Source organism: Polaromonas sp. P1_A2 (genome assembly GCF_056406895.1).
Genome location: NZ_JBFTZI010000005.1, coordinates 238,285 through 257,855, shown reverse-complemented (window position 1 = coordinate 257,855; position 19,571 = coordinate 238,285). Strand labels below are relative to the sequence as shown.

At 63.9% G+C, this 19,571-nt stretch carries 19 protein-coding genes; 15 read left to right on the top strand and 4 right to left on the bottom strand.

Annotated elements, in window-relative coordinates; all coding sequences use genetic code 11:
- Nucleotides 1–39: 39 nt before the first annotated feature.
- The 4 genes from AC1D09_RS19790 to AC1D09_RS19775 all read left to right on the top strand — a co-directional run bounded on the left by AC1D09_RS19790 (nt 40) and on the right by AC1D09_RS19775 (nt 3,563).
- Complete coding sequence (locus AC1D09_RS19790) at nt 40–1,029, top strand: sialic acid TRAP transporter substrate-binding protein SiaP (RefSeq protein ID WP_007868596.1); 990 nt, start codon at nt 40–42, stop codon at nt 1,027–1,029.
- A gap of 16 nt (nt 1,030–1,045) precedes the next feature.
- Nucleotides 1,046–2,014, top strand: coding sequence for a Bug family tripartite tricarboxylate transporter substrate binding protein (locus tag AC1D09_RS19785; RefSeq protein WP_477663986.1), 969 nt, complete (start codon nt 1,046–1,048; stop codon nt 2,012–2,014).
- A gap of 26 nt (nt 2,015–2,040) precedes the next feature.
- On the top strand, nt 2,041–3,102 hold the full coding sequence (locus tag AC1D09_RS19780) for a Gfo/Idh/MocA family protein (RefSeq protein WP_477663987.1): 1,062 nt from the start codon (nt 2,041–2,043) through the stop codon (nt 3,100–3,102).
- A 146-nt stretch (nt 3,103–3,248) separates the two neighbouring features.
- Nucleotides 3,249–3,563, top strand: a complete 315-nt coding sequence (locus AC1D09_RS19775; protein ID WP_477663988.1) for a winged helix-turn-helix transcriptional regulator — start codon at nt 3,249–3,251, stop codon at nt 3,561–3,563.
- Nucleotides 3,564–3,629: 66 nt separating this feature from the next.
- Here AC1D09_RS19775 and AC1D09_RS19770 read toward each other — a convergent pair whose 3' ends face one another.
- On the bottom strand, nt 3,630–4,664 hold the full coding sequence (locus AC1D09_RS19770) for a Bug family tripartite tricarboxylate transporter substrate binding protein (protein WP_477663989.1): 1,035 nt from the start codon (nt 4,662–4,664) through the stop codon (nt 3,630–3,632).
- Nucleotides 4,665–4,820: 156 nt separating this feature from the next.
- Between AC1D09_RS19770 and AC1D09_RS19765 the strand changes: the two genes are divergently transcribed.
- Nucleotides 4,821–5,522 (top strand): GntR family transcriptional regulator, encoded by a 702-nt coding sequence (locus AC1D09_RS19765; RefSeq protein ID WP_477663990.1) that lies wholly within the window; start codon nt 4,821–4,823, stop codon nt 5,520–5,522.
- A gap of 1 nt (nt 5,523) precedes the next feature.
- Here AC1D09_RS19765 and AC1D09_RS19760 read toward each other — a convergent pair whose 3' ends face one another.
- Nucleotides 5,524–6,114, bottom strand: coding sequence for a carboxymuconolactone decarboxylase family protein (locus AC1D09_RS19760; protein ID WP_477663991.1), 591 nt, complete (start codon nt 6,112–6,114; stop codon nt 5,524–5,526).
- 137 nt (nt 6,115–6,251) lie between these two features.
- On the opposite strand from AC1D09_RS19760, the gene AC1D09_RS19755 reads away from it, so the two are divergent.
- The 10 genes from AC1D09_RS19755 to AC1D09_RS19710 all read left to right on the top strand — a co-directional run bounded on the left by AC1D09_RS19755 (nt 6,252) and on the right by AC1D09_RS19710 (nt 17,761).
- The gene (locus AC1D09_RS19755) at nt 6,252–6,587 is read left to right on the top strand and encodes a winged helix-turn-helix transcriptional regulator (protein ID WP_074575048.1); all 336 of its coding nucleotides are present in this window, start codon (nt 6,252–6,254) and stop codon (nt 6,585–6,587) included.
- 125 nt (nt 6,588–6,712) lie between these two features.
- Nucleotides 6,713–7,273, top strand: coding sequence for a nucleotide exchange factor GrpE (gene grpE / locus AC1D09_RS19750; protein ID WP_477663992.1), 561 nt, complete (start codon nt 6,713–6,715; stop codon nt 7,271–7,273).
- 146 nt (nt 7,274–7,419) lie between these two features.
- Nucleotides 7,420–9,363, top strand: a complete 1,944-nt coding sequence (gene dnaK, locus AC1D09_RS19745; protein WP_477663993.1) for a molecular chaperone DnaK — start codon at nt 7,420–7,422, stop codon at nt 9,361–9,363.
- A gap of 188 nt (nt 9,364–9,551) precedes the next feature.
- Nucleotides 9,552–10,694: a molecular chaperone DnaJ gene (gene dnaJ, locus AC1D09_RS19740; RefSeq protein ID WP_477663994.1), complete on the top strand. Its 1,143-nt coding sequence runs from the start codon at nt 9,552–9,554 to the stop codon at nt 10,692–10,694.
- A 161-nt stretch (nt 10,695–10,855) separates the two neighbouring features.
- Nucleotides 10,856–12,079, top strand: coding sequence for a glycerophosphodiester phosphodiesterase (locus tag AC1D09_RS19735; protein WP_477701189.1), 1,224 nt, complete (start codon nt 10,856–10,858; stop codon nt 12,077–12,079).
- 198 nt (nt 12,080–12,277) lie between these two features.
- On the top strand, nt 12,278–13,384 hold the full coding sequence (locus AC1D09_RS19730; protein ID WP_007868626.1) for an S-(hydroxymethyl)glutathione dehydrogenase/class III alcohol dehydrogenase: 1,107 nt from the start codon (nt 12,278–12,280) through the stop codon (nt 13,382–13,384).
- A 110-nt stretch (nt 13,385–13,494) separates the two neighbouring features.
- Nucleotides 13,495–14,367 (top strand): S-formylglutathione hydrolase, encoded by an 873-nt coding sequence (gene fghA, locus AC1D09_RS19725; RefSeq protein ID WP_477663996.1) that lies wholly within the window; start codon nt 13,495–13,497, stop codon nt 14,365–14,367.
- Nucleotides 14,368–14,404: 37 nt separating this feature from the next.
- The gene (locus AC1D09_RS19720) at nt 14,405–16,084 is read left to right on the top strand and encodes a phosphoethanolamine transferase (RefSeq protein WP_477663997.1); all 1,680 of its coding nucleotides are present in this window, start codon (nt 14,405–14,407) and stop codon (nt 16,082–16,084) included.
- 133 nt (nt 16,085–16,217) lie between these two features.
- Nucleotides 16,218–17,000, top strand: a complete 783-nt coding sequence (locus tag AC1D09_RS19715; protein ID WP_477663998.1) for a transporter substrate-binding domain-containing protein — start codon at nt 16,218–16,220, stop codon at nt 16,998–17,000.
- A 92-nt stretch (nt 17,001–17,092) separates the two neighbouring features.
- Complete coding sequence (locus AC1D09_RS19710) at nt 17,093–17,761, top strand: amino acid ABC transporter permease (RefSeq protein ID WP_477663999.1); 669 nt, start codon at nt 17,093–17,095, stop codon at nt 17,759–17,761.
- A 128-nt stretch (nt 17,762–17,889) separates the two neighbouring features.
- Here the strand turns inward: AC1D09_RS19710 and AC1D09_RS19705 are convergent, their stop codons facing one another.
- Together AC1D09_RS19705 and AC1D09_RS19700 are read right to left on the bottom strand one after the other, a co-directional pair.
- On the bottom strand, nt 17,890–18,321 hold the full coding sequence (locus AC1D09_RS19705; protein ID WP_477664000.1) for a GNAT family N-acetyltransferase: 432 nt from the start codon (nt 18,319–18,321) through the stop codon (nt 17,890–17,892).
- Nucleotides 18,322–18,382: 61 nt separating this feature from the next.
- On the bottom strand, nt 18,383–19,471 hold the full coding sequence (locus tag AC1D09_RS19700) for a PA0069 family radical SAM protein (protein WP_477664001.1): 1,089 nt from the start codon (nt 19,469–19,471) through the stop codon (nt 18,383–18,385).
- Nucleotides 19,472–19,571: the final 100 nt, after the last annotated feature.

Sequence of the window (19,571 nt, the reverse complement as noted above, 5' to 3'; positions counted from 1 at the left end):
ATACCCACCCACAACCATAGCAATATCAGGAGACAAGACATGAAACGCAGAACCCTCTGCAGCCTTGCGGGCGCGACCTTGCTGGCCCTGGCCGGCACGCTGGGCGCGGGCAGCGCGGCGGCACAGACCAAACTCAAATGGGCACACGTCTACGAGACGTCCGAGTCCTTTCACAAGCAGGCCGTCTGGGCCGCCGATGAAATCAAGAAGAAAACCAATGGCCGCTATGTGGTCGAGGTCTTCCCGGCCTCATCGCTGGGCAAGGAAACCGAGATCAACCAGGGCCTGACACTGGGCACGGTGGACATCATCTACACCGGCGCCGCCTTTGCCGGCCGCGCCTACCCGCCGCTGTCGATTGCCGCCGCGCCTTTTGTGTTCCGCGACTACAACCACTTCCAGGCTTTCCGCAACGGCCCCATCTTCCAGGAACTGGCCCAGGGTTATGCAAGCAAGACCGGCGGCCAGCACATCGCGGGCTACACCTATTACGGCCTGCGCCACATGACCTCTAACAAGGTCATCTTCAAGCCCGAGGACATGAAGGGCCTCAAGCTGCGTGTGCCCGATGCGCCGCTGTTCGTGATGTTCCCCAAGGCGGTCGGCGCCAACCCCACGCCCATCGCCTTTGCCGAGGTCTACCTGGCACTGCAGAACGGCACCGTCGATGCGCAGGAAAACCCGTTGCCGACCATCGAGGCCAAGAAGTTTTATGAAGTGCAGAAGTACATCACGCTGACGGGCCACATCACCGAATCGCTGGTGACCGCCGTCTCGGGCTCGGTCTGGTCCAAGCTCAGCGACGCCGACAAGAAGATATTCGACCAAGTGCTGTGGGAAGCGTCCAGCCGCGCCAGCCAGGACATCGTCGACGCGGAAAACCGCTTGGTTGCCGAGTTCGAGAAAAAGGGCAAGACCGTCAACAAGGTGGACCGCGCGCCTTTCGCGGCCGCCGTGCTGCCTTCGCTGACCGCCGCCGACGCACCTTGGCCCAAGAGCCTGTACGAGCGCATCCAGGCCATCAAGTAGGCGGGAAGGAAGCCCCATGAAACGCCGTTCCCTTATCCAGTCCATGCTGGCCGGCGCCGCCCTGCCCGCCTGGGCCCAAGGCGCATGGCCTTCGGCCAAGCCCGTGGTCATCGTCGTGCCCTTTCCCGCGGGCGGCTCCACCGACATGGTGGCGCGTGCACTCGCGCTGCAGCTGCAGGCCAGGCTGGGCGGTAGCTTCGTCGTCGACAACCGGCCGGGCGCTACCGGCACCATAGGCGCCGGCCAGGTCAAGCGCGCGCCCGCCGACGGCTACACGCTGCTGGTGTCCTCGCTGGGCGCTTTTGTCGTCGCGCCGCACCTGCTCAAGGGCGTGCCCTATGACGCCACCAAGGACTTCGACTACATCAGCGTGCCGGTGCAGGCGCCCAATGTGCTGGTCGCCAATGCCGCGCGGCCCGAACGCAGCCTGGACGATGTGCTGGCGCTGCTGCGCAAAACGCCGGGCAAGGTCTCGTTCGCGAGTTCGGGCAACGGTTCGTCCGACCACCTGTCGGCCGAGCTCTTCTGGCAGCAGTCCAAAACCGAAGGCGTGCACGTGCCCTACAAGGGCGGCGCCCCGGCGGTCAACAACCTGCTGGGCAACCAGGTCGACTTCTCGTTCCAGAACGTCAATGCCGTGCTGCCGCACATACGCGCGGGCAAGCTGCGCGCCATCGCCGTCACCGGCGACAAACGCTCGCCCGTGCTGCCCGACGTGCCGACCCTGGCCGAGGCCGGCGTGAAGGGTGCCGAGGTGTATTCGTGGCAAGGCATGGCCGCGCCCAAAGGCTTGCCTGCCGCTACCAAGAAGGCACTTAGCGACGCGGTGGTTGCCGCCATGCAGGACCCTGAACTCAAAAAACGCATGCTGGACCAGGGACTGGAAGTCGTCGCCAGCACGCCCGAAGAATTCACCGCCTTCCAGCTGCGCGAATGGGCGCGCTGGAAGACCTTGATAGAGACCCGCCGCATCACCGCCGATTGAGGCGCCGGGCCCTGGCCCCAAAAACCATGTCCTCACCTTCTCCCCGGCGGCTGCGCATCGCCGCCATAGGCGCGGGCCTCGGGTCCGCGCCGCATTTCCACAGCCTGCGGGACCTGGCCGGCGAAGCCGAGCTGGTTTATGTTTATGGCCGCAGCGCCGAACGGCTGGTGGGTGTGCAAGTGCCCACCGGCACGCGCAAGACCACGCGGCTGGAAGACATCCTCGAAGATTCCGACCTTGAAGCCGTGCTGGTGCTGACGCCGCCCAACACGCATCTTGAGATCGTGCGGCGCGCCGCGCGCGCGGGCAAACATGTGCTGGTCGAAAAGCCGCTGGAGATAGACCTGAACCGCGCCAACGCACTGGTCGAGTGCTGCGAGCAGGCCGGCGTCACGCTGGCCGTGATGCTGCAGCACCGCCTGCGCGAAGCGGCGGTAGCGCTGCGCGCCTTGATGGCTTCGGGCGAGCTGGGACAGCTCGTGAGCGCCAGCGCAACTGTGCGCTGGTGGCGGCCGCAAAGTTACTACGACGAACCCGGGCGCGGCACGCTGGCGCGTGACGGCGGCGGCGTGCTGATCACGCAGGCCATACACACGCTGGATCTGCTGCTGGATTTGATCGGCATGCCGGCACGCGTGACCGGCACAGCGAGCACCAGTGCCGTGCACCGCATGGAAGGCGAGGACACGGCCGCCGCGCTGCTGCATTACCAAAGCGGCGCGGTGGCGGTGCTGCAAGCCACGACGGCGGCCTACCCGGGCTTTCCCGAGCGCATCGAACTCAACTTCACGCGCGGCACGGCGACGCTCGAAGGTGGCGAAATGCGGGCCGCTTTCCAGGACGGCAGGAGCGTGAGCGCCGGCGGTCGCCAGGCTTCGGGCGGCGGCGCGGACCCCATGGCCTTCGACCACGCCGCGCACAAAACCGTGCTGCAGGATTTCATACGCGCGGTGAAAACCGGCACGACGCCCGCCGTCAGCGGACGCTCCGCACTGGGTGTGCAACAAGTGATAGAAGCCGTCATGGCATCGTCACGATCCGGCGCCGCGGAGGCCTTGCATTCGCAAGCAATTCTTCCCATGATGTAGCTGCGGGGCCGTCGTCCAGACGTGGCGGGCATGTGCAGCTATAAAACTCGTAGCAGTCAGGAAATTGCGTTATATTTGGTCCCGACGATAGAAGCTTTTTGCTTAACGACTACCTGTGACCGGATTGTGACCGAGGAGATGAGCTGATGAGCGCCAAAGAAAATGCAGCGGTAGGCCAGCTACTTGAATTGCTGGAAGCACGCTACGCATTGCGCGTGTTGTGGGCGCTCAAAGACGGCCATCCCCAGACCTTTCGCCTGCTGCAGGACAGCGTCGGCAACATCACGCCCAACACCTTGAACACCCGCATCAAGGAATTGCGCGCGGCCGGCCTGATCGGCCACGGCAATGAAGGCTACATCGTCACCACGCTGGGCGCCGACCTGCTCAAGCGCCTGAATGACCTGCAGGCCTTCGCCGGCAAATGGGTGCTCAGCCAGGCCAAAAAACCCAAGCCCTGAACTTCGCCGGTTCCACAAAAAAGCGGCCACCTGGTCGCTTTTTTCATGGCGGGCTGCGCCCTCCCCCTAGTCCACCGCGGCGCCCGACCGCCTCACCGCATCGCCCCACAGCGTCATATTGCTCGCGATGTGTTTGGCCAATTCTTCCGGCGTGCCGGGCGCGACCTCGGCGCCGCGCGACTGCAATTGCGCGCGCAACTCGGGATCGGCCAGTGCCTTGTGGATCGCGTCATTCAGCCGGTTGACGATGGGGCGCGGCGTTCCGGCCGGCACAAAAATCGCGTCCCATGCGCTGACGTCGAAGCCTGGCAGGCCCGACTCCGCGATGGTGGGCAGCTCGGGCCAGCCCGCGACGCGCGTGGCCGTGGTCACCGCCAGCGGCTTGACGCGCCCGCCCTTGGCCTGGGGCGCGGCATTGGGCATCACCTCGATCATCATGTCGACCTGCCCGCCCATCAGGTCGGTCATGGCCTGCGCGCCGCCGCGGTAGGGAATGTGCACCACCGCCAGGCCCGCGCGCGACTTGTAGATCTCGCCGGCCAGGTGCGAAGTCGTGCCGTTGCCGGCCGAGCCGAAGGTGTATTTGCCCGGATTGGCCTTGAGCAGTTTGGTGAGCTCGGCCATGGAGTTGACCTGCAGCGTGGGCCGCACCACCACCATGGCCGCGATGCGCGTGAGCTGGCTCACCGGTTCGAAGTCGCGCACGCTGAAACCCGGCGACTTGTAGATCGCATGGTTGATGGCATGCGTGCCGTTGGTGCCGTAGAGCAAGGTGTAGCCGTCGGCCGGCGCCTTGGCCGCGGCCGCGCTGCCCACGTTGCCGCCGGCACCGCCCAGGTTTTCCACCACGATGGGCTGGCCCAGTTCCTTGGCCGCGCGCAGCATCACCAGGCGCGCCAGTGTGTCGCCACCGCCGCCGGCCGGAAAGGGCACGACCAGCTTGATGGGTTTGTTGGGATAAGTCACTGCCGGCTGGGCCTGGGCGGCAGGTGCCATCAGGGCCAGCGCGGCCACTACGGCGGCATGAGCCAGCAGCAGGCGGCGAAGCCAAAAAGCCGACGGCGGCGAGCAATGGGGCATATGGCAGAGCAGCAAATTCATCGTGTCTCCTGGGAAATATGTACGCCGGGACAAGGCATAAAATTCTTAGTTATCTTATTTTATTGCACGCAATGACATCAACAAATAGCTAGTTAACCCTAATTAACGCAACTTTTGCATGCAATAATTTGAAAACCATTCCACCAGAATCCCCGCATGTCCTCACAGATTGACTACACCACCCACGAATTGAGGCGAAGAATCCTCAGCGGCCAGGCAGCGCCCGGCGAACGCATGGTGGAACTCGAGCTTTCCGCCCAGCTGGCAGTGTCTCGCACCCCCATACGCATCGCACTCGGCGAACTTGAAAAAGAAGGCCTGCTGGAGCGCCTGCCGACGCGCGGTTTCCGCGTGCGGCAGTTCAGTGTGGACGAGATCGCCAACGCTGTCGATGTGCGCGGCGTGCTCGAAGGCATGGCGGCGCGGCAGGCGGCCGAGCGCGGCATCGGCGCCGAGACCCGGGCCGAACTGCAGGCCTGCATAGATGAGGGCCGGCTGTTGCTGGAAAAAGCCGCAGCCGCCGGCCATGTGATCGACGCGGCCCGCTGGGTACCCATGAATGCGCGCTTTCACGCCGCGCTGGTGGACGCCGCCGGCAACAGCACGCTGGTCTCGGCCCTCGCGCATGTCAGCAAAACACCCATGGCCGGCGCCGGCGCGCTAAGCCTGAACGGCTCGCTGCCGCTACTGGAGTTCGGCTTCATCCAGCGCGCCCAGAGCGACCATGAAGACGTGCTGGCCGCCCTGCTGGCCGGCGAAGGCGCGCGCGCCGAGGCGCTGATGCGCGAACACGCCCACCGCAGCCGGGACAACAAGCGCGAACTCATGGCGCGCCTGCAAAAACGCGCGGCAGCGTAAGTCATCCCCTCGCCGGCCAGCGTGCCGCCCAGGGCTCCAGCGGCACGCGTGCCGCATTGCACACATAGCTGATCGCGTGGTACCAGCCGGCCAGCATCAGCAGTTCTATGAGCTGGGGCGGCGACCACAGGCCTGCCAGCTCCTGCCATAGCGCATCGCTCACCGTGCTGCTGTCGTGCAACTCATCGACCAGTTGCAGCAAGAGCCTGTCGCGCTGCGCCAGGCCCCGGCCACCGGAGGCCGGATCGGCAATCGCGGCCGTGTCCGCGTCGCTGAAGCCCGCCGTCCGGCCGAAGGCGCTGACATGCACACCCCATTCATACTCGGCCCCGCAGCGCGCGCAGACGCGGTTGATCACCAGCTCGCGGTCGCGCAGGGACAGGCTGGCGCTGGTGCCGAGCAGATACCCGCCCCATGAAGGCATGCGCTCCAGCAGTTTGGGGTTGACGGCCAGCACACGAAACAACGCCAGCACGTTGGGCGCGGCGGGCGGCGTGATTTTCTTGAGCAGCGCGTCCTGCTCCGGGGTGTAAGGCGGCTCCAGCGGCGCGATGCGCGGCGGGGCTGCGGTGGCGTTTGTCATTTGGGCCATGGTGATAGGTTTCCTGTTGTGTAGAGGGATCAGGGCTTCAATTCGCTACGGATTTCGTAGCGTGTGACAACTATATCGCTACGCATTCCGTAGCAACCGTCGCGAACACGACAGGTGCAGCCCCTACAATCCGGGGCATGACTTCCACGCTACCCCTTCCCGGCAAACCGGTCCGCGGCTCCGCCACGGGCCGGCCCGTGATGGCGCTGCTGGACCTGCTGGGCCGCCGCGGCACGCTGCGGCTGCTGTGGGAGCTGCGCGACGGGCAGGCGCAAAATTTCCGGCAATTGGCAGCAAGCGCCGGAAACATGTCGCCTTCGGTCATGAACGACCGGCTCAAGGAGTTGCGCGAAGCGCGGCTGGTCGAACTCGGGAGCGGCGGCTACGGCCTCACCGCCACGGGCAGCGGCCTGCTGCACAAGCTCAAACCGCTCCACCAGTGGGCAGAAGAATGGGCCGCCCAGGACGCATAAGCCAAGCCGGCCGCCCTGCCCCCCGGCGGCCAAAACTTTCGTAGCCAAAACTGAAGCCCTTGTCTTGAAAAGGGCTTTGCCATCCCCAGTTGGGAACCTTACCAACACCAACCCTGTTGCCTCGCATGTCTGAAAACACACAACCCGAACAAAATCAAAACCTTAGCGGTGAACCCAGCCCTGAAGAACTGGAAGCGGCGCAGGCCGCCAACGAGTTTGACGCGCTGACCGTGGCCCAGGCCGAAGTCGCCACGCTGCAGGCCAAAAACACCGAGCTGGCCGACAGCTACCTGCGCGCCAAGGCCGAGACCGAAAACGCCCGCCGCCGTGCCGACGAGGACGTGGCCAAGGCCCGCAAGTTCGCGCTGGAGAGTTTTGCCGAAAGCCTGCTGCCGGTGGCCGACAGCCTGGAAGCCGGCCTGGCCATCAAGGAAGCCACGCCCGAGCAGATCCGCGAAGGCGCCGAAGCCACGCTCAAGCAGCTCAAGAGCGCGCTCGAGCGCAACAAGGTGGTGGCCATAGATCCCCCCGCCGGCACCAAGTTCGACCCCGCCCAGCACCAGGCCATCAGCATGGTGCCGGCCGACCAGGAAGCCAACACCGTGGTCAGCGTGCTGCAAAAAGGCTATCTAATCGCCGAGCGCGTGCTGCGCCCCGCGCTGGTCACGGTGGCAGCCCCCAAATAAACAAACGAATGCAAAAACATGTTGAGGCCCTTGAAGCCCATCAACTTACCCACAAGTTATCAACATAGTCATTCACAGCGGCCAGGAAGAAACCCCGGCCACACCACTTTTCATCTTCACGAATCAAAAAAGCAGGAGTAAATATCATGGGAAGAATCATCGGCATTGACCTGGGCACCACCAACAGCTGCGTGTCCATCATGGAGGGCAACACGCCCCGCGTGATCGAGAACTCGGAAGGCGTGCGCACCACCCCTTCCATCGTGGCTTACCAGGAAGACGGCGAAGTGCTGGTCGGTGCGTCCGCCAAGCGCCAGGCCGTGACCAACCCCAAGAACACGCTGTACGCCGTCAAGCGCCTGATCGGCCGCAAGTTCAGCGAAAAAGAAGTCCAGAAGGACATCTCCTTGATGCCTTATTCCATCGTGGCCGCCGACAACGGTGACGCCTGGGTGGAAGTACGCGGCAAGAAGATCTCGGCCCAGCAAGTCAGCGCCGATATCCTGCGCAAGATGAAGAAGACCGCCGAAGACTACCTCGGCGAACCGGTCACCGACGCCGTGATCACCGTCCCCGCCTACTTCAACGACGCGCAGCGCCAGGCCACCAAGGACGCCGGCCGCATCGCCGGCCTGGACGTCAAGCGCATCATTAACGAGCCCACCGCCGCTGCATTGGCCTTCGGCCTGGACAAGCAGGAAAAGGGCGACCGCAAGATCGCCGTGTATGACCTGGGCGGCGGTACCTTCGACATCTCCATCATCGAGATCGCAGACGTCGATGGTGAAAAGCAGTTCGAAGTGCTGTCCACCAACGGCGACACCTTCCTGGGCGGCGAGGACTTCGACCAGCGCGTCATCGACTACATCGTGGCCGAGTTCAAGAAAGACAGCGGCATCGACCTGTCCAAGGACGTGGTCGCCCTGCAGCGCCTGAAGGACTCCGCCGAAAAAGCCAAGATCGAGCTGTCCAACAGCCCGCAGACCGAAGTCAACATTCCCTACATCGCGCACGACCCCGCGACCGGCCCCAAGCACCTGCTGGTCAAGCTGACCCGCGCCAAGCTCGAAAGCCTGGTCGACGAGCTGATCGAGCGCACCATTGCCCCTTGCCGCGTGGCCATGAAGGATGCAGGCGTCAGCGCCTCCGACATCCATGACGTGATCCTGGTCGGCGGCCAGACCCGCATGCCCAAGGTGCAGGAAAAGGTCAAGGAGCTGTTCGGCAAGGAGCCGCGCAAGGACGTGAACCCCGACGAAGCCGTGGCCGTGGGCGCCGCCATCCAGGGCCAGGTGCTGTCCGGCGACCGCACCGACGTGCTGCTGCTCGACGTCACCCCGCTGTCCCTGGGCATTGAAACCATGGGCGGCGTGATGACCAAGATGATCAAGAAGAACACGACCATCCCGACCAAGTTCGCGCAGACCTTCTCGACCGCCGAGGACAACCAGCCAGCCGTGACCATCAAGGTGTTCCAGGGCGAACGCGAAATCGCCTCGGGCAACAAGGCGCTGGGCGAGTTCAACCTCGAGGGCATCCCGCCGGCCGCGCGCGGCACGCCGCAGATCGAAGTGTCTTTCGACATCGACGCCAACGGCATCCTGCACGTGGGCGCCAAGGACAAGGGCACCGGCAAGGAAAACAAGATCACCATCAAGGCCAACTCCGGTTTGTCCGAAGCTGAAATCCAGCAGATGGTGAAGGATGCCGAGCTCAACGCCGAAGAAGACAAGAAGAAGGTCGAGTTCGTGACCGCCAAGAACAACGCCGAAGCCATGGTGCACAGCGTGAAAAAATCGCTGGGCGAATACGGCGACAAGCTCGAAGCCGGCGAGAAGGAAAAGATCGAGACCGCCATCAAGGACATGGAAGAGGCGCTCAAGGGCGACGACAAGGCCGCCATCGACGCCAAGAACACGGCCCTGATGGAAGCCAGCCAGAAGCTCGGCGAAAAAATGTATGCCGACATGCAGGCTTCGCAAGCGGCCGCTGGTGGCGACGCGGGCGCGGCAGGCGCGGCGCAGGCGGAAGCCAAGCCGGCCGACGACAATGTCGTGGACGCTGAAGTCAAGGAAGTCAAAAAAGGCTGAGCGCCCTAAGGCAACAAGCCCCGCATTGGCGCGATAACTGCATGCAAAGGCAGGCGGCACAGGCGGATGCAAAAGGCGGAAACCAGGAGCAATCCCGGCTTTCCGCTTTTGCGCATCTGCCGCCACCCGCGAATGCCCGGATGGACCGCCTGCCTGACGAGACCGATCAACGAAGACCCTGAGCTGCCATGGCCACCAAAAAAGACTATTACGACGTACTGGGCGTTCCCAAGAACGCCAGTGACGAGGACATCAAGAAAGCGTATCGCAAGCTCGCGATGAAGCACCACCCCGACCGCAACCAGGGGGACGCATCCAAGGTCGCCGAGGAAAAATTCAAGGAGGCCAAAGAGGCCTACGAGATGCTCTCCGACGAGAACAAACGCGCGGCCTACGACCAGTACGGCCACGCGGGCGTGGACCCGAATATGCGCGGCGGCCCCGGGGCGGAAGGCTTCGGCGGTTTTGCCGAGGCCTTTGGCGACATCTTCGGCGACGTGTTCGGCGGCCAGCGCGGCGGCCAGCAGCGCGGCGGGCGCCAGGTCTACCGCGGCGGCGACCTCAGCTACGCCATGGAAATCACGCTCGAGGAAGCGGCCCACGGCAAGGAAGCGCAGATCCGCATCCCGAGCTGGGACGACTGCAACACCTGCCACGGCAGCGGCGCCAAGCCCGGCACCAAGGTGGTGACCTGCACCACCTGCCACGGCCACGGCGTGGTGCAGATGCGCCAGGGCTTTTTCAGCGTGCAGCAGACCTGCCCGCAGTGCAAGGGCACGGGCAAGCTGATCCCCGAACCCTGCGTGAGCTGCCACGGCGTGGGCAAGACCAAGAACAACAAGACGCTGGAAGTGAAAATTCCCGCGGGCATAGACGACGGCATGCGCATACGCTCGACCGGCAACGGCGAGCCCGGCACCAATGGCGGCCCGCCCGGCGACCTCTACATCGAGATCCGCCTGAAGAAGCACGACATCTTCGAGCGCGACGGCGACGACCTGCATTGTGCCGTGCCCATCAGCTTCACCACGGCCGCGCTGGGCGGCGAGATCGAAGTGCCGACCCTGGCCGGCAAGGCCGCCATCGACATCCCCGAAGGCACCCAGGCCGCCAAGCAGTTCCGCCTGCGCGGCAAGGGCATCAAGGGCGTGCGCTCCAGCTATCCCGGCGACCTGTACTGCCACATCACCGTGGAAACGCCGGTCAAGCTGACCGAGCACCAGCGCAAGCTGCTCAAGGAGCTCGACGAGTCGCTGAAAAAAGGCGGCGCCAAACATTCGCCCAGCGAAGAAGGCTGGGCCGACAAACTGAAGAGCTTCTTCAGCGCCTGAACTTTTTTTGCTCAACCCCCAAAATGCCGGACCTGTTCCGGCATTTTTTATGCCCGGCCGAAAAGACGCGGGTGTTGTTTTTGCCAACAAGACGCACACCCTGTCACAGGCCTGTCGTCATCACGCGCCTACGATCAGCCTTTTTAACTCAGGAAAATAAAATGACCGTCTCGACCCGCAAGGCCTTCAGCTTCAAGCAAGGTAGCTTGCTCGCCCTCGTCTGCAGCAGCGTGCTGCTGGCCGCCTGCTCCTCTTCGGGCACGCCCTCGCAAGCCGGCCTCGCCACACTCGACGGCAAGGCACCGCTGGTCATCGCCCACCGCGGCGCTTCAGGCTACATCCCTGAAGAAACGCTGGAAGCCTATGTGCGCGCCATCGAGCTCGGCGCCGACGTGATCGAGATGGACCTGATCGTGACCAAGGACGGCGTGCTGATGATGCGCCACGACCCCAACCTGGCCATCAGCACCGACGTGGCCAAACACCCCGAATTCGCCGCGCGCAAGAAGACCATCAAGGTCGACGGCGAGACCCAGACCGGCTGGTTCAGCGACGACTTCACGCTGGCTGAAATCCGCACCCTGGGCGCGGTCTCGACCGATGCCGAGCGCCCCCAGCAGTTCAACGGCCAGTACAAGGTGCCGACCTTCCAGGAAGTCGTGGACCTGGCCAAGGCGCAGTCCATCAAGACCGGCCGCACCATTGCCATCTACCCGGAAACCAAGAACCCGACCTACTTCCGCGAGCGCGGCCTGCCAATGGAAGACAAGCTGATCGCCATCATCAATGCCGCCGGCTGGAACAGCAAGACCGCACCCATCTACGTGCAGTCCTTTGAACCGGGCAGCCTCAAGTACATGAAGAGCAAGGGCCTGAACACACGCCTGATCCAGCTCATAGACGGCGACGGCATAGACCCCAAGACCGGCAATGTGACCTTTGCCCTGCCCAGCGACCGTCCCTATGACTGGACCCTGGCCGGCGACAAGCGCTTCTTCGACGCCATGGTCACACCCGCGGGCCTGGCCGAAATCAAGACTTATGCCGACGGCATTGGCCCCTGGAAGCGCTACATCATCAGCACCAAGGGCACGATAGGCGCCGACGGCAAGCAGGTCGACATCAACGGCGACGGCAAGCTCAACGACGCCGACTCGACCTCGCTGCCCGCGACCAGCCTGGTGGCTGACGCGCACAAGGCGGGCCTGTTTGTCCACCCCTTCACCTTCCGCAATGAGCGCCGCCGCCTGGCCGCCGACTACCAGGGCGACCCCAAGGCCGAGTACCTGGCCTTCTACCGCGCCGGCGTGGACGGCGTGTTCACCGACTTCACCGACACCGCCATCGCTGCGCGCACGCAGTACCTGAAGGAAGCCGGCCGCTAAGCCCCCCTTATACGACGCGAGCCGCCTGCGCTCCCTTTGGGGGCCGGGCGGCTTTTTCTTTGGGGCCGCACTACCCCGGGGTTCCCGGGGTTTTCTCAAAATGAAACATCTTGCGAGCCGGGGCCCAGGGTGACTGGCTTATAGTGCCTTACGCAGCGCAACGCGCCTTCGCCCACCTCCAACACAAGCCCTCTCACCATGAAAACCAAAGCCGCCGTCGCCTGGAAATCAGGCCAGCCCCTGACCATTGAAACCGTGGACCTGCAAGGCCCCAAGTTCGGCGAAGTGCTCGTCGAGATCAAGGCCACCGGCATCTGCCACACCGACTACTACACGCTCTCGGGCGCCGACCCCGAAGGCATCTTCCCGGCCATCCTGGGCCATGAAGGCGCGGGCATCGTGGTCGACGTCGGCCCCGGCGTGACCACGCTCAAAAAAGGCGACCACGTCATCCCGCTCTACACACCCGAATGCCGGCAGTGCAAGTTCTGCCTCTCGCGCAAGACCAATTTGTGCCAGCTGATACGCGGCACCCAGGGCAAGGGCCTGATGCCCGACGCCACCAGCCGCTTCAGCCTGGACGGCAAGCCCATCTTCCATTACATGGGCACATCCACCTTCAGCAACTACACGGTCGCGCCCGAAATCTCGCTGGCCAAAATCCGTGAAGATGCGCCCTTTGACAAGGTCTGCTACATCGGCTGCGGCGTCACCACCGGCATAGGCGCGGTGCTCTTCACCGCCAAGGTCGAAGCCGGCGCCAACGTGGTGGTGTTCGGCCTGGGCGGCATAGGCCTCAATGTGATCCAGGGCGCGAAGATGGTGGGCGCCGACAAGATCATTGGCGTCGACATCAACCCCGCGCGGCAAGAGATGGCGCGCAAATTCGGCATGACGCACTTCATCAACCCCAAGGACACCGAGAACGTCGTCGACGCCATCGTGCAGCTGACCGATGGCGGCGCCGACTACAGCTTTGAATGCATAGGCAACACCAAGGTCATGCGCCAGGCGCTGGAATGCACCCACAAGGGCTGGGGCCGCAGCATCATCATCGGCGTGGCCGAAGCCGGCGCCGAGATCAGCACCCGGCCCTTCCAGCTGGTCACCGGCCGCAAATGGGAAGGCTCGGCCTTCGGCGGCGCGCGCGGCCGCACCGATGTGCCCAAGATCGTCGACTGGTACATGGAAGGCAAGATCAACATCGACGACCTGATCACCCACACCATGCCGCTGGAGGACATCAACAAGGGCTTTGATTTGATGAAAAGCGGCGAGTCCATCCGCGGCGTGGTCCTGTATTAAGGTAAGCCCCCACGGTCGCTCACTTCGTGTAGCTCCCTGCCCCCCGAGGGGGCCGCTGCGCCTGCGGTCTGGCAAAGCCAGTCCCGCGGCCCCTGCTTGAAAAGAAGAAGATGACCACACAACCTGAACTCCTCAGCGAACACGGCAGCTTCGGCGGCCTGCAGCGCTTTTACCAGCACGGCTCGCGCGAGATCGGCCTGCCCATGCGCTTTTCGGTCTTCCTGCCGCCGCAGGCCCTGGCCGGCAACAAGGTGCCCTTCCTGGTCTACCTCGCCGGCCTGACCTGCACCGAAGAGACCTTCATGATCAAAGCGGGTGCCCAGCGCCTGGCGGCCGAACTGGGCCTGGCCCTGGTCGCGCCCGACACCAGCCCGCGCGGGGCAGGCATTGCCGGCGAGGCCGAGAGCTGGGACTTTGGCGTGGGCGCAGGCTTTTACCTCGATGCCACGCAAGCACCGTGGTCACGGCACTACCGCATGGAGAGCTATATCACGGCAGAGCTGCTGCCGCTGCTGGCCGACGCCCTGCCGCTGGATGCGGGCCGCGTCGGCCTCTTTGGCCATTCCATGGGCGGCCACGGCGCGCTGACACTCGCGCTCAGGTATCCCGACCTGTTCAAATCGGTCTCGGCCTTTGCGCCCATCTGCGCACCCAGCCAGTGCCCCTGGGGGCGCAAGGCCTTCACTGGCTATCTCGGCAGCGACGAATCAAACTGGATCGCGCATGACGCCACCGCCTTGATGAAGCTCATGCCCGCGACACCCTACCCTGGAGGCATACGCATAGACCAGGGCCTGGCCGACAAATTCCTCGCCGAACAGCTGTACCCCGAACTGTTTGAAGCCGCCTGCGCCAAGGCCGGCCAGCCGCTGGAACTGCACCGCCATGCGGGCTACGACCACGGCTATTACTTCATCGCGAGCTTCATGGCCGAACACCTGAACCACCATGCACGGCAGCTGGGTTTGGCTGCCCAGGCTTAAGGACCGCATAAGCCCACGACCCATACAATGCAGCGCTATGCCGCTGCAACCCGCGCCCACCTCCCAGCCTCTCGCATCTCCCAACCAGCACAGCCGCGGCATGCGACCGCTGTGGCTGGTGGTGCTGGCCAGCATCTGGATCGCCACCGTGTGCAACGTGGCGCTGTGGCGCGAGCTGTCCCGCCTGCCGGGCCTCAGCGGCGGCCAGGCCGCCGTCATCAGCATCGCGCTGGTGCTGGTGATCACGCTGGCCACCACCGCCCTGCTCAGCCTGCTGGCCTGGCGCTGGACGCTCAAGCCGGCCATCACCCTGTTCCTGCTCTCGGCGGCCTTTGGCGCCTACTTCATGATGGCCTACGGCGTGGTCATCGACAAGACCATGATGGTCAACACCTTGCAGACCGACCTGCGCGAAACCCGCGACCTGCTGAACTGGCGGCTGCTGGCCACGGTGCTGGTGCTGGCGGTGCTGCCGCTGGTGCTGCTGTGGCGGCAAAAAGTCAGGCGGGCCAGCGCCGCGCGGCAGCTGCTGGGCAACTTCGCCACGCTGGCCGGCGCCTCTGTGCTGTTGGTGCTGGTGGTGTTCCTGTTTTTCCAGAGCATTGCCTCGGTCATGCGCAACTACACCCATGTGCGCTACCTGATCAACCCGCTCAATTCCTTTTACGCGCTGGGCTCCATCGCGGCCAAGCCTTTCCAGCGCGATGAATCCGTGGTGTTGCCGCTGGGCGAAGACGCCAAACTGGGCGCCAGCTACAGCGCGCAAACCAGGCCGCCGCTGTTGCTGCTGGTGCTGGGCGAGACGGCGCGCAGTGGCAATTTTTCGCTCAACGGCTACAGCCGCCCCACCAACCCGCTGCTGGCCAAAGAGAACGTGGTGAGCCAGCGCAACGCCTGGTCCTGCGGCACCAGCACGGCCGCCTCCGTGCCCTGCATGTTTTCCCATTTCGGGCGCGAGGCCTATGACTCGCGGCCGGCCAACTACGAAGGCCTGCTCGACGTGCTGCAGCGCGCGGGCCTGGCCGTGCTCTGGATAGACAACCAGTCGGGTTGCAAGGGCGTGTGCGACCGGGTGCCCAACGTCAACACGGTGCAGCTCCAGATACCCGGCCTGTGCGACAGCGGCGAATGTTTTGACGAGGTGATGCTGCGAGGCATTGACGAGCGCATCGCCGCGCTGCCGGCCGAACGCCGCGCCAGGGGCGTGGTGGTGGTGATGCACCAGATGGGTGGCCACGGCCCGGCCTATTACAAACGCTCGCCGCAGGCCGTCAAAAAATTCCTGCCCGAGTGTGCCGACAACGCGCTGCAAAGCTGCAGCAAGGAAGGCCTCGTCAATGCCTACGACAACAGCGTCGTCTACACCGACCAGCTGCTGGCCTCGTCCATCCAGTGGCTCAAGGCGCAGGAAGCGCGCAGCGCGCCCGCCCTGCTCTACCTGGCCGACCACGGCGAATCGCTGGGCGAGAACAACCTCTACCTGCACGGCATGCCCTACGGCATCGCGCCCGACGTGCAAAAGCGCGTGCCCTGGATCACCTGGCTGTCGCCCGGCTTCGAGCAGCGCAGCAAGCTGAGCACGGCCTGCCTCAAGCAGCAACTCGATGCGCCTGTCAGCCACGACAACTACTTTCATTCGGTGCTGGGCCTGATGAACGTGCAAACCAGCGTCTACAAGCCCGCGCTCGACATCTACGCACACTGCACCAAACCCTGAGCACTTTCTCAGCACCGTTCAACCATCACCGGATGCCATGTAGGGCTTTAAAGGCCCGCCATGCAAGCGCTTGGTGACGGGCCTAATATTCACATTTCATCTCAATAACAATTCTCTTATGCAAGGGTTGAATATGAATATTCGCAAGGCCGTCGCCTCCGCACTCCTTCTCACACTCGCTTTCGGCGCCAGCGCCGCCGACCTGCTGGACACCGTCAAGCAGCGCGGCACGCTCAAGGTGGCCCTCGAAGGCACTTATCCTCCGTTCAACTTCAAGGAAGGCGGCCAGCTTGCCGGCTTTGAAGTCGAGCTGGCCAATGCCCTGGCGCAAAAGCTGGGCGTGAAGGCTGAGTTCTCGACCAGCGAATGGAGCGCCATCCTGGCCGGCCTGCAGGCCGGCAAGTACGACGTGGTGATCAACCAGGTCGGTATCACCGACAAACGCAAAGAGACTTTTGATTTCTCCGAGCCTTACACCATCTCCGCGCCGCAGCTGATCATCCGCAAGGATGAAAAGCGCGAGTTCAAGTCGCTGGCCGACCTCAAGGGCAAAAAGCTGGGCCTGGGCCAGGGCACCAACTACGCCGACATCGCCAAAAAGGTGGGCGGCATAGACGTCAAGACCTATCCCGGCGCGCAAGAGTATTTGCAGGACCTGGCACTGGGCCGCATCGACGCGGCGCTCAACGACAGCCTCTTGATCCCCTACATCGTCAAGCAAACCAAGCTGCCGCTCAAGCCCGGTGCGCCTGTGGGCGATCTGGAAAAATCCGGCATCCCCTTTGTCAAGAACAACCCCAAGTTCAAGGCCGCCATCGACAAGGCGCTGGCCGACCTGCAGGCCGACGGCAGCTTCGCCAAAATTTCGACGAAGTGGTTTGACCGCGACGTGAGCAAGCCGCCTGTCGCAAAGTAATCGAAGTAACATCGATCCAGCCGCGCGCCGCTATCGGCAGGCGCCTGACACCCCGGCTCGCGAGCCGGGGTTTTTATTTGTGGAGACTTCCCATGGATTTATCTGGCTTGACCGCCCTGCTGCGCGACGCCTTGCCGCTGATGCTCAAGGGCGCGGGATGGACGTTGCTGCTGGCTGTGGCTTCGATTTTTTTCGGCGCCATCGTCGGTACCTTTGTGGCCATCACGCGGCTGGCCAAGGTGCCGGGGCTGTCGCAGTTCGCGGCGCTGTATGTCAGCTGCATGCGCGGCACACCGCTGCTGGTGCAGCTCTTTGTCATTTACTTCGGCCTGCCCAGCATAGGCATACAGTTCGACCCCATCACGGCCGGCATCCTGGGCCTGAGCCTGAACGTAGGCGCCTACCTGTCGGAAACAATTCGCGGCGCGATCAACGGCGTGGAGCACGGCCAGTGGAACGCGGCCCGCAGCCTGGGCCTCACGCAGGTGCAAACCCTGCGTTACGTGATTGGCCCGCAGGCCTTGAGGCTGGCCGTGCCCAGCCTGTCCAACAGCTTGATCAGCCTGATCAAGGACACCTCCCTGGTCTCGGTGATCGCCGTCGGCGAACTGATGCTCGCGACCAAGGAAGTGATCGCCACCACCTTCCAGCCCTTTCCGCTCTACCTGGCGGCCGCGGGCATTTACTGGGCCATGAGCGCGTCATTTGAAAAGCTGCAGAGCAAACTTGAAGTGCGGCTGAACCGCAGTTATTTGCGCTAGACTCGTCCCCTCTCCCCCTGGGAGAGGGCTAGGGTGAGGGCCGGCTGCGTCAATCAAACCAGCGAACAATCCATCGCCGCCAGCCCCCATCCCTACCTTCCCCCAGAGGGGGAAGGAGCAAAACCAATTCAGCTCTCGCTGATCAGCCCGCTCTGCAGCGCCTGCTCCTGGTTCTTGAAGATCGCCATCGCCGTCAGCATGCGTCTGAAACCCAGCTTGCGGTAAAACGGCTCCTTGCCGGCCACCGCATAGAGGATGATCTTCTTGTGCCCCTTTGAGAGGCCGACCAGCGAGGCAACGATCTCCTTGCCCAGGCCAACCCCCTGGTGCTCCGGGTGCACCGCGATGTCGCAGATATACGAGCAGTCCATGCCGTCGGCCAGCGCCCGGCCGGCGCCAACCAGCTGGCCGCCCTCGTACACAAAACTTTTGAACAGGCTGTTGGAGAACACAACTTTCAGGTCCGCCGGTTTTTTCTCGCCCAAAGGGGCAATCCGGTAGAGATGCGAGAGCGCGTCCCAATCCACGTCCCCCGATGAATGCTTCCATTCGAATGCCAAGATGAACTCCTTCAATGTTGGGCTTGCACTATAGCCCTCGCGCCCCCAACCTGCCGGGCCGTCAGAACAGGCTGCCCTGCCCCGCAGCACCCGGCGGCCTGAAGCGGCTCAAGTCCAGCTCCATGCGCTGCCGGTTAAAGCCCAGGCGGTTGCAGCATTTCTCAAAGCGCTGCTTGATCAGGTCGGCCCACAGGCCGTAGCCCTTCATGCGCGAGGCGAAATCGCTGTCGTAGTCCTTGCCCCCGCGCATCTCCTGGATGCGCGCCATGATGCGCGCGGCGCGCTGCGGATAGTGCAGCTCCAGCCATTCCTTGAAAAGAGGCGCCACTTCCCAGGGCAGGCGGATCACCGTGTAAAACGCCGAACGCGCGCCGGCCTCCCAGGCCGCCTCCAGCACCTGCTCCATGTCCTCGTTCACAAAGGGAATCTGCGGCGCCACGCTCACGCCCACAGGAACGCCGTGCTCGGCCAGCGTGCGCAGGGTACGCAGGCGGCGGTGCGGCGCCGCGGCGCGCGGCTCCAGCTTGCGCGCGAGCTCGCCGTCCAACGTGGTGATGGTGATGTACACGGCGGCCAGCTTGTCGGCCGCCAGCGGGGCGATCAGGTCCAGGTCGCGCTCCACGCCGCTGGATTTGGTGATCAAGGAAAACGGGTGGCAGGTATCACGCATCACCTCGATCAGCCCGCGCGTGAGCCGCAGCTCGCGCTCGGCCGGCTGGTAACAGTCGGTGCCCGAGCCTATGTTGAGCAGTCGCGGCACATAGCTGCGCTTGCCCAGGTCGGCGCGCAAGGCCTCGGCGATATTGCGCTTGGCGATGATCTTGGTTTCAAAGTCCAGGCCCGGCGAAAGATTCAGGTAACTGTGCGTGGGCCGCGCATAACAGTACACACAGCCATGCTCGCAGCCCCGGTAGGGATTGATGCTGTAGTCAAAAAAGATGTCGGGCGAATCGTTGCGCACAATGGCGCTGCGAGCCTCTTCCAGGGTGACCGTGGTTTCCAGCCGCGGCGCCTCGCCCGCCAGCCCCTCTTCCAGCGTGCCCCAGCCATCGTCCCAGGCCGTGCGCACGTCCTTCTCAAACCGGTGCGCGATGCGCGTGGCGGTGCCGCGGCCTTTGATGGCGTGCAGGGGGATGATGGCGTCGGACACGGGATTCAACCTGGCCTTGAAAGGGGTGAATAAATACTGTACATAAATACAGTATATTGAGGCAAAACCCCTTTGGCAAACGCTTTCAGGACCAGCCGCA

What these genes read in the sequence shown, in the direction of transcription:
- AC1D09_RS19790 (WP_007868596.1), top strand. Translation starts at nt 40, where the DNA reads ATGAAACGCAGAACCCTCTGCAGCCTTGCGGGCGCGACCTTGCTGGCC.
- AC1D09_RS19785 (WP_477663986.1), top strand. Translation starts at nt 1,046, where the DNA reads ATGAAACGCCGTTCCCTTATCCAGTCCATGCTGGCCGGCGCCGCCCTG.
- AC1D09_RS19780 (WP_477663987.1), top strand. Translation starts at nt 2,041, where the DNA reads ATGTCCTCACCTTCTCCCCGGCGGCTGCGCATCGCCGCCATAGGCGCG.
- AC1D09_RS19775 (WP_477663988.1), top strand. Translation starts at nt 3,249, where the DNA reads ATGAGCGCCAAAGAAAATGCAGCGGTAGGCCAGCTACTTGAATTGCTG.
- AC1D09_RS19770 (WP_477663989.1), bottom strand. Translation starts at nt 4,664, where the DNA reads ATGAATTTGCTGCTCTGCCATATGCCCCATTGCTCGCCGCCGTCGGCT.
- AC1D09_RS19765 (WP_477663990.1), top strand. Translation starts at nt 4,821, where the DNA reads ATGTCCTCACAGATTGACTACACCACCCACGAATTGAGGCGAAGAATC.
- AC1D09_RS19760 (WP_477663991.1), bottom strand. Translation starts at nt 6,114, where the DNA reads ATGGCCCAAATGACAAACGCCACCGCAGCCCCGCCGCGCATCGCGCCG.
- AC1D09_RS19755 (WP_074575048.1), top strand. Translation starts at nt 6,252, where the DNA reads ATGACTTCCACGCTACCCCTTCCCGGCAAACCGGTCCGCGGCTCCGCC.
- grpE (WP_477663992.1), top strand. Translation starts at nt 6,713, where the DNA reads ATGTCTGAAAACACACAACCCGAACAAAATCAAAACCTTAGCGGTGAA.
- dnaK (WP_477663993.1), top strand. Translation starts at nt 7,420, where the DNA reads ATGGGAAGAATCATCGGCATTGACCTGGGCACCACCAACAGCTGCGTG.
- dnaJ (WP_477663994.1), top strand. Translation starts at nt 9,552, where the DNA reads ATGGCCACCAAAAAAGACTATTACGACGTACTGGGCGTTCCCAAGAAC.
- AC1D09_RS19735 (WP_477701189.1), top strand. Translation starts at nt 10,856, where the DNA reads ATGACCGTCTCGACCCGCAAGGCCTTCAGCTTCAAGCAAGGTAGCTTG.
- AC1D09_RS19730 (WP_007868626.1), top strand. Translation starts at nt 12,278, where the DNA reads ATGAAAACCAAAGCCGCCGTCGCCTGGAAATCAGGCCAGCCCCTGACC.
- fghA (WP_477663996.1), top strand. Translation starts at nt 13,495, where the DNA reads ATGACCACACAACCTGAACTCCTCAGCGAACACGGCAGCTTCGGCGGC.
- AC1D09_RS19720 (WP_477663997.1), top strand. Translation starts at nt 14,405, where the DNA reads ATGCCGCTGCAACCCGCGCCCACCTCCCAGCCTCTCGCATCTCCCAAC.
- AC1D09_RS19715 (WP_477663998.1), top strand. Translation starts at nt 16,218, where the DNA reads ATGAATATTCGCAAGGCCGTCGCCTCCGCACTCCTTCTCACACTCGCT.
- AC1D09_RS19710 (WP_477663999.1), top strand. Translation starts at nt 17,093, where the DNA reads ATGGATTTATCTGGCTTGACCGCCCTGCTGCGCGACGCCTTGCCGCTG.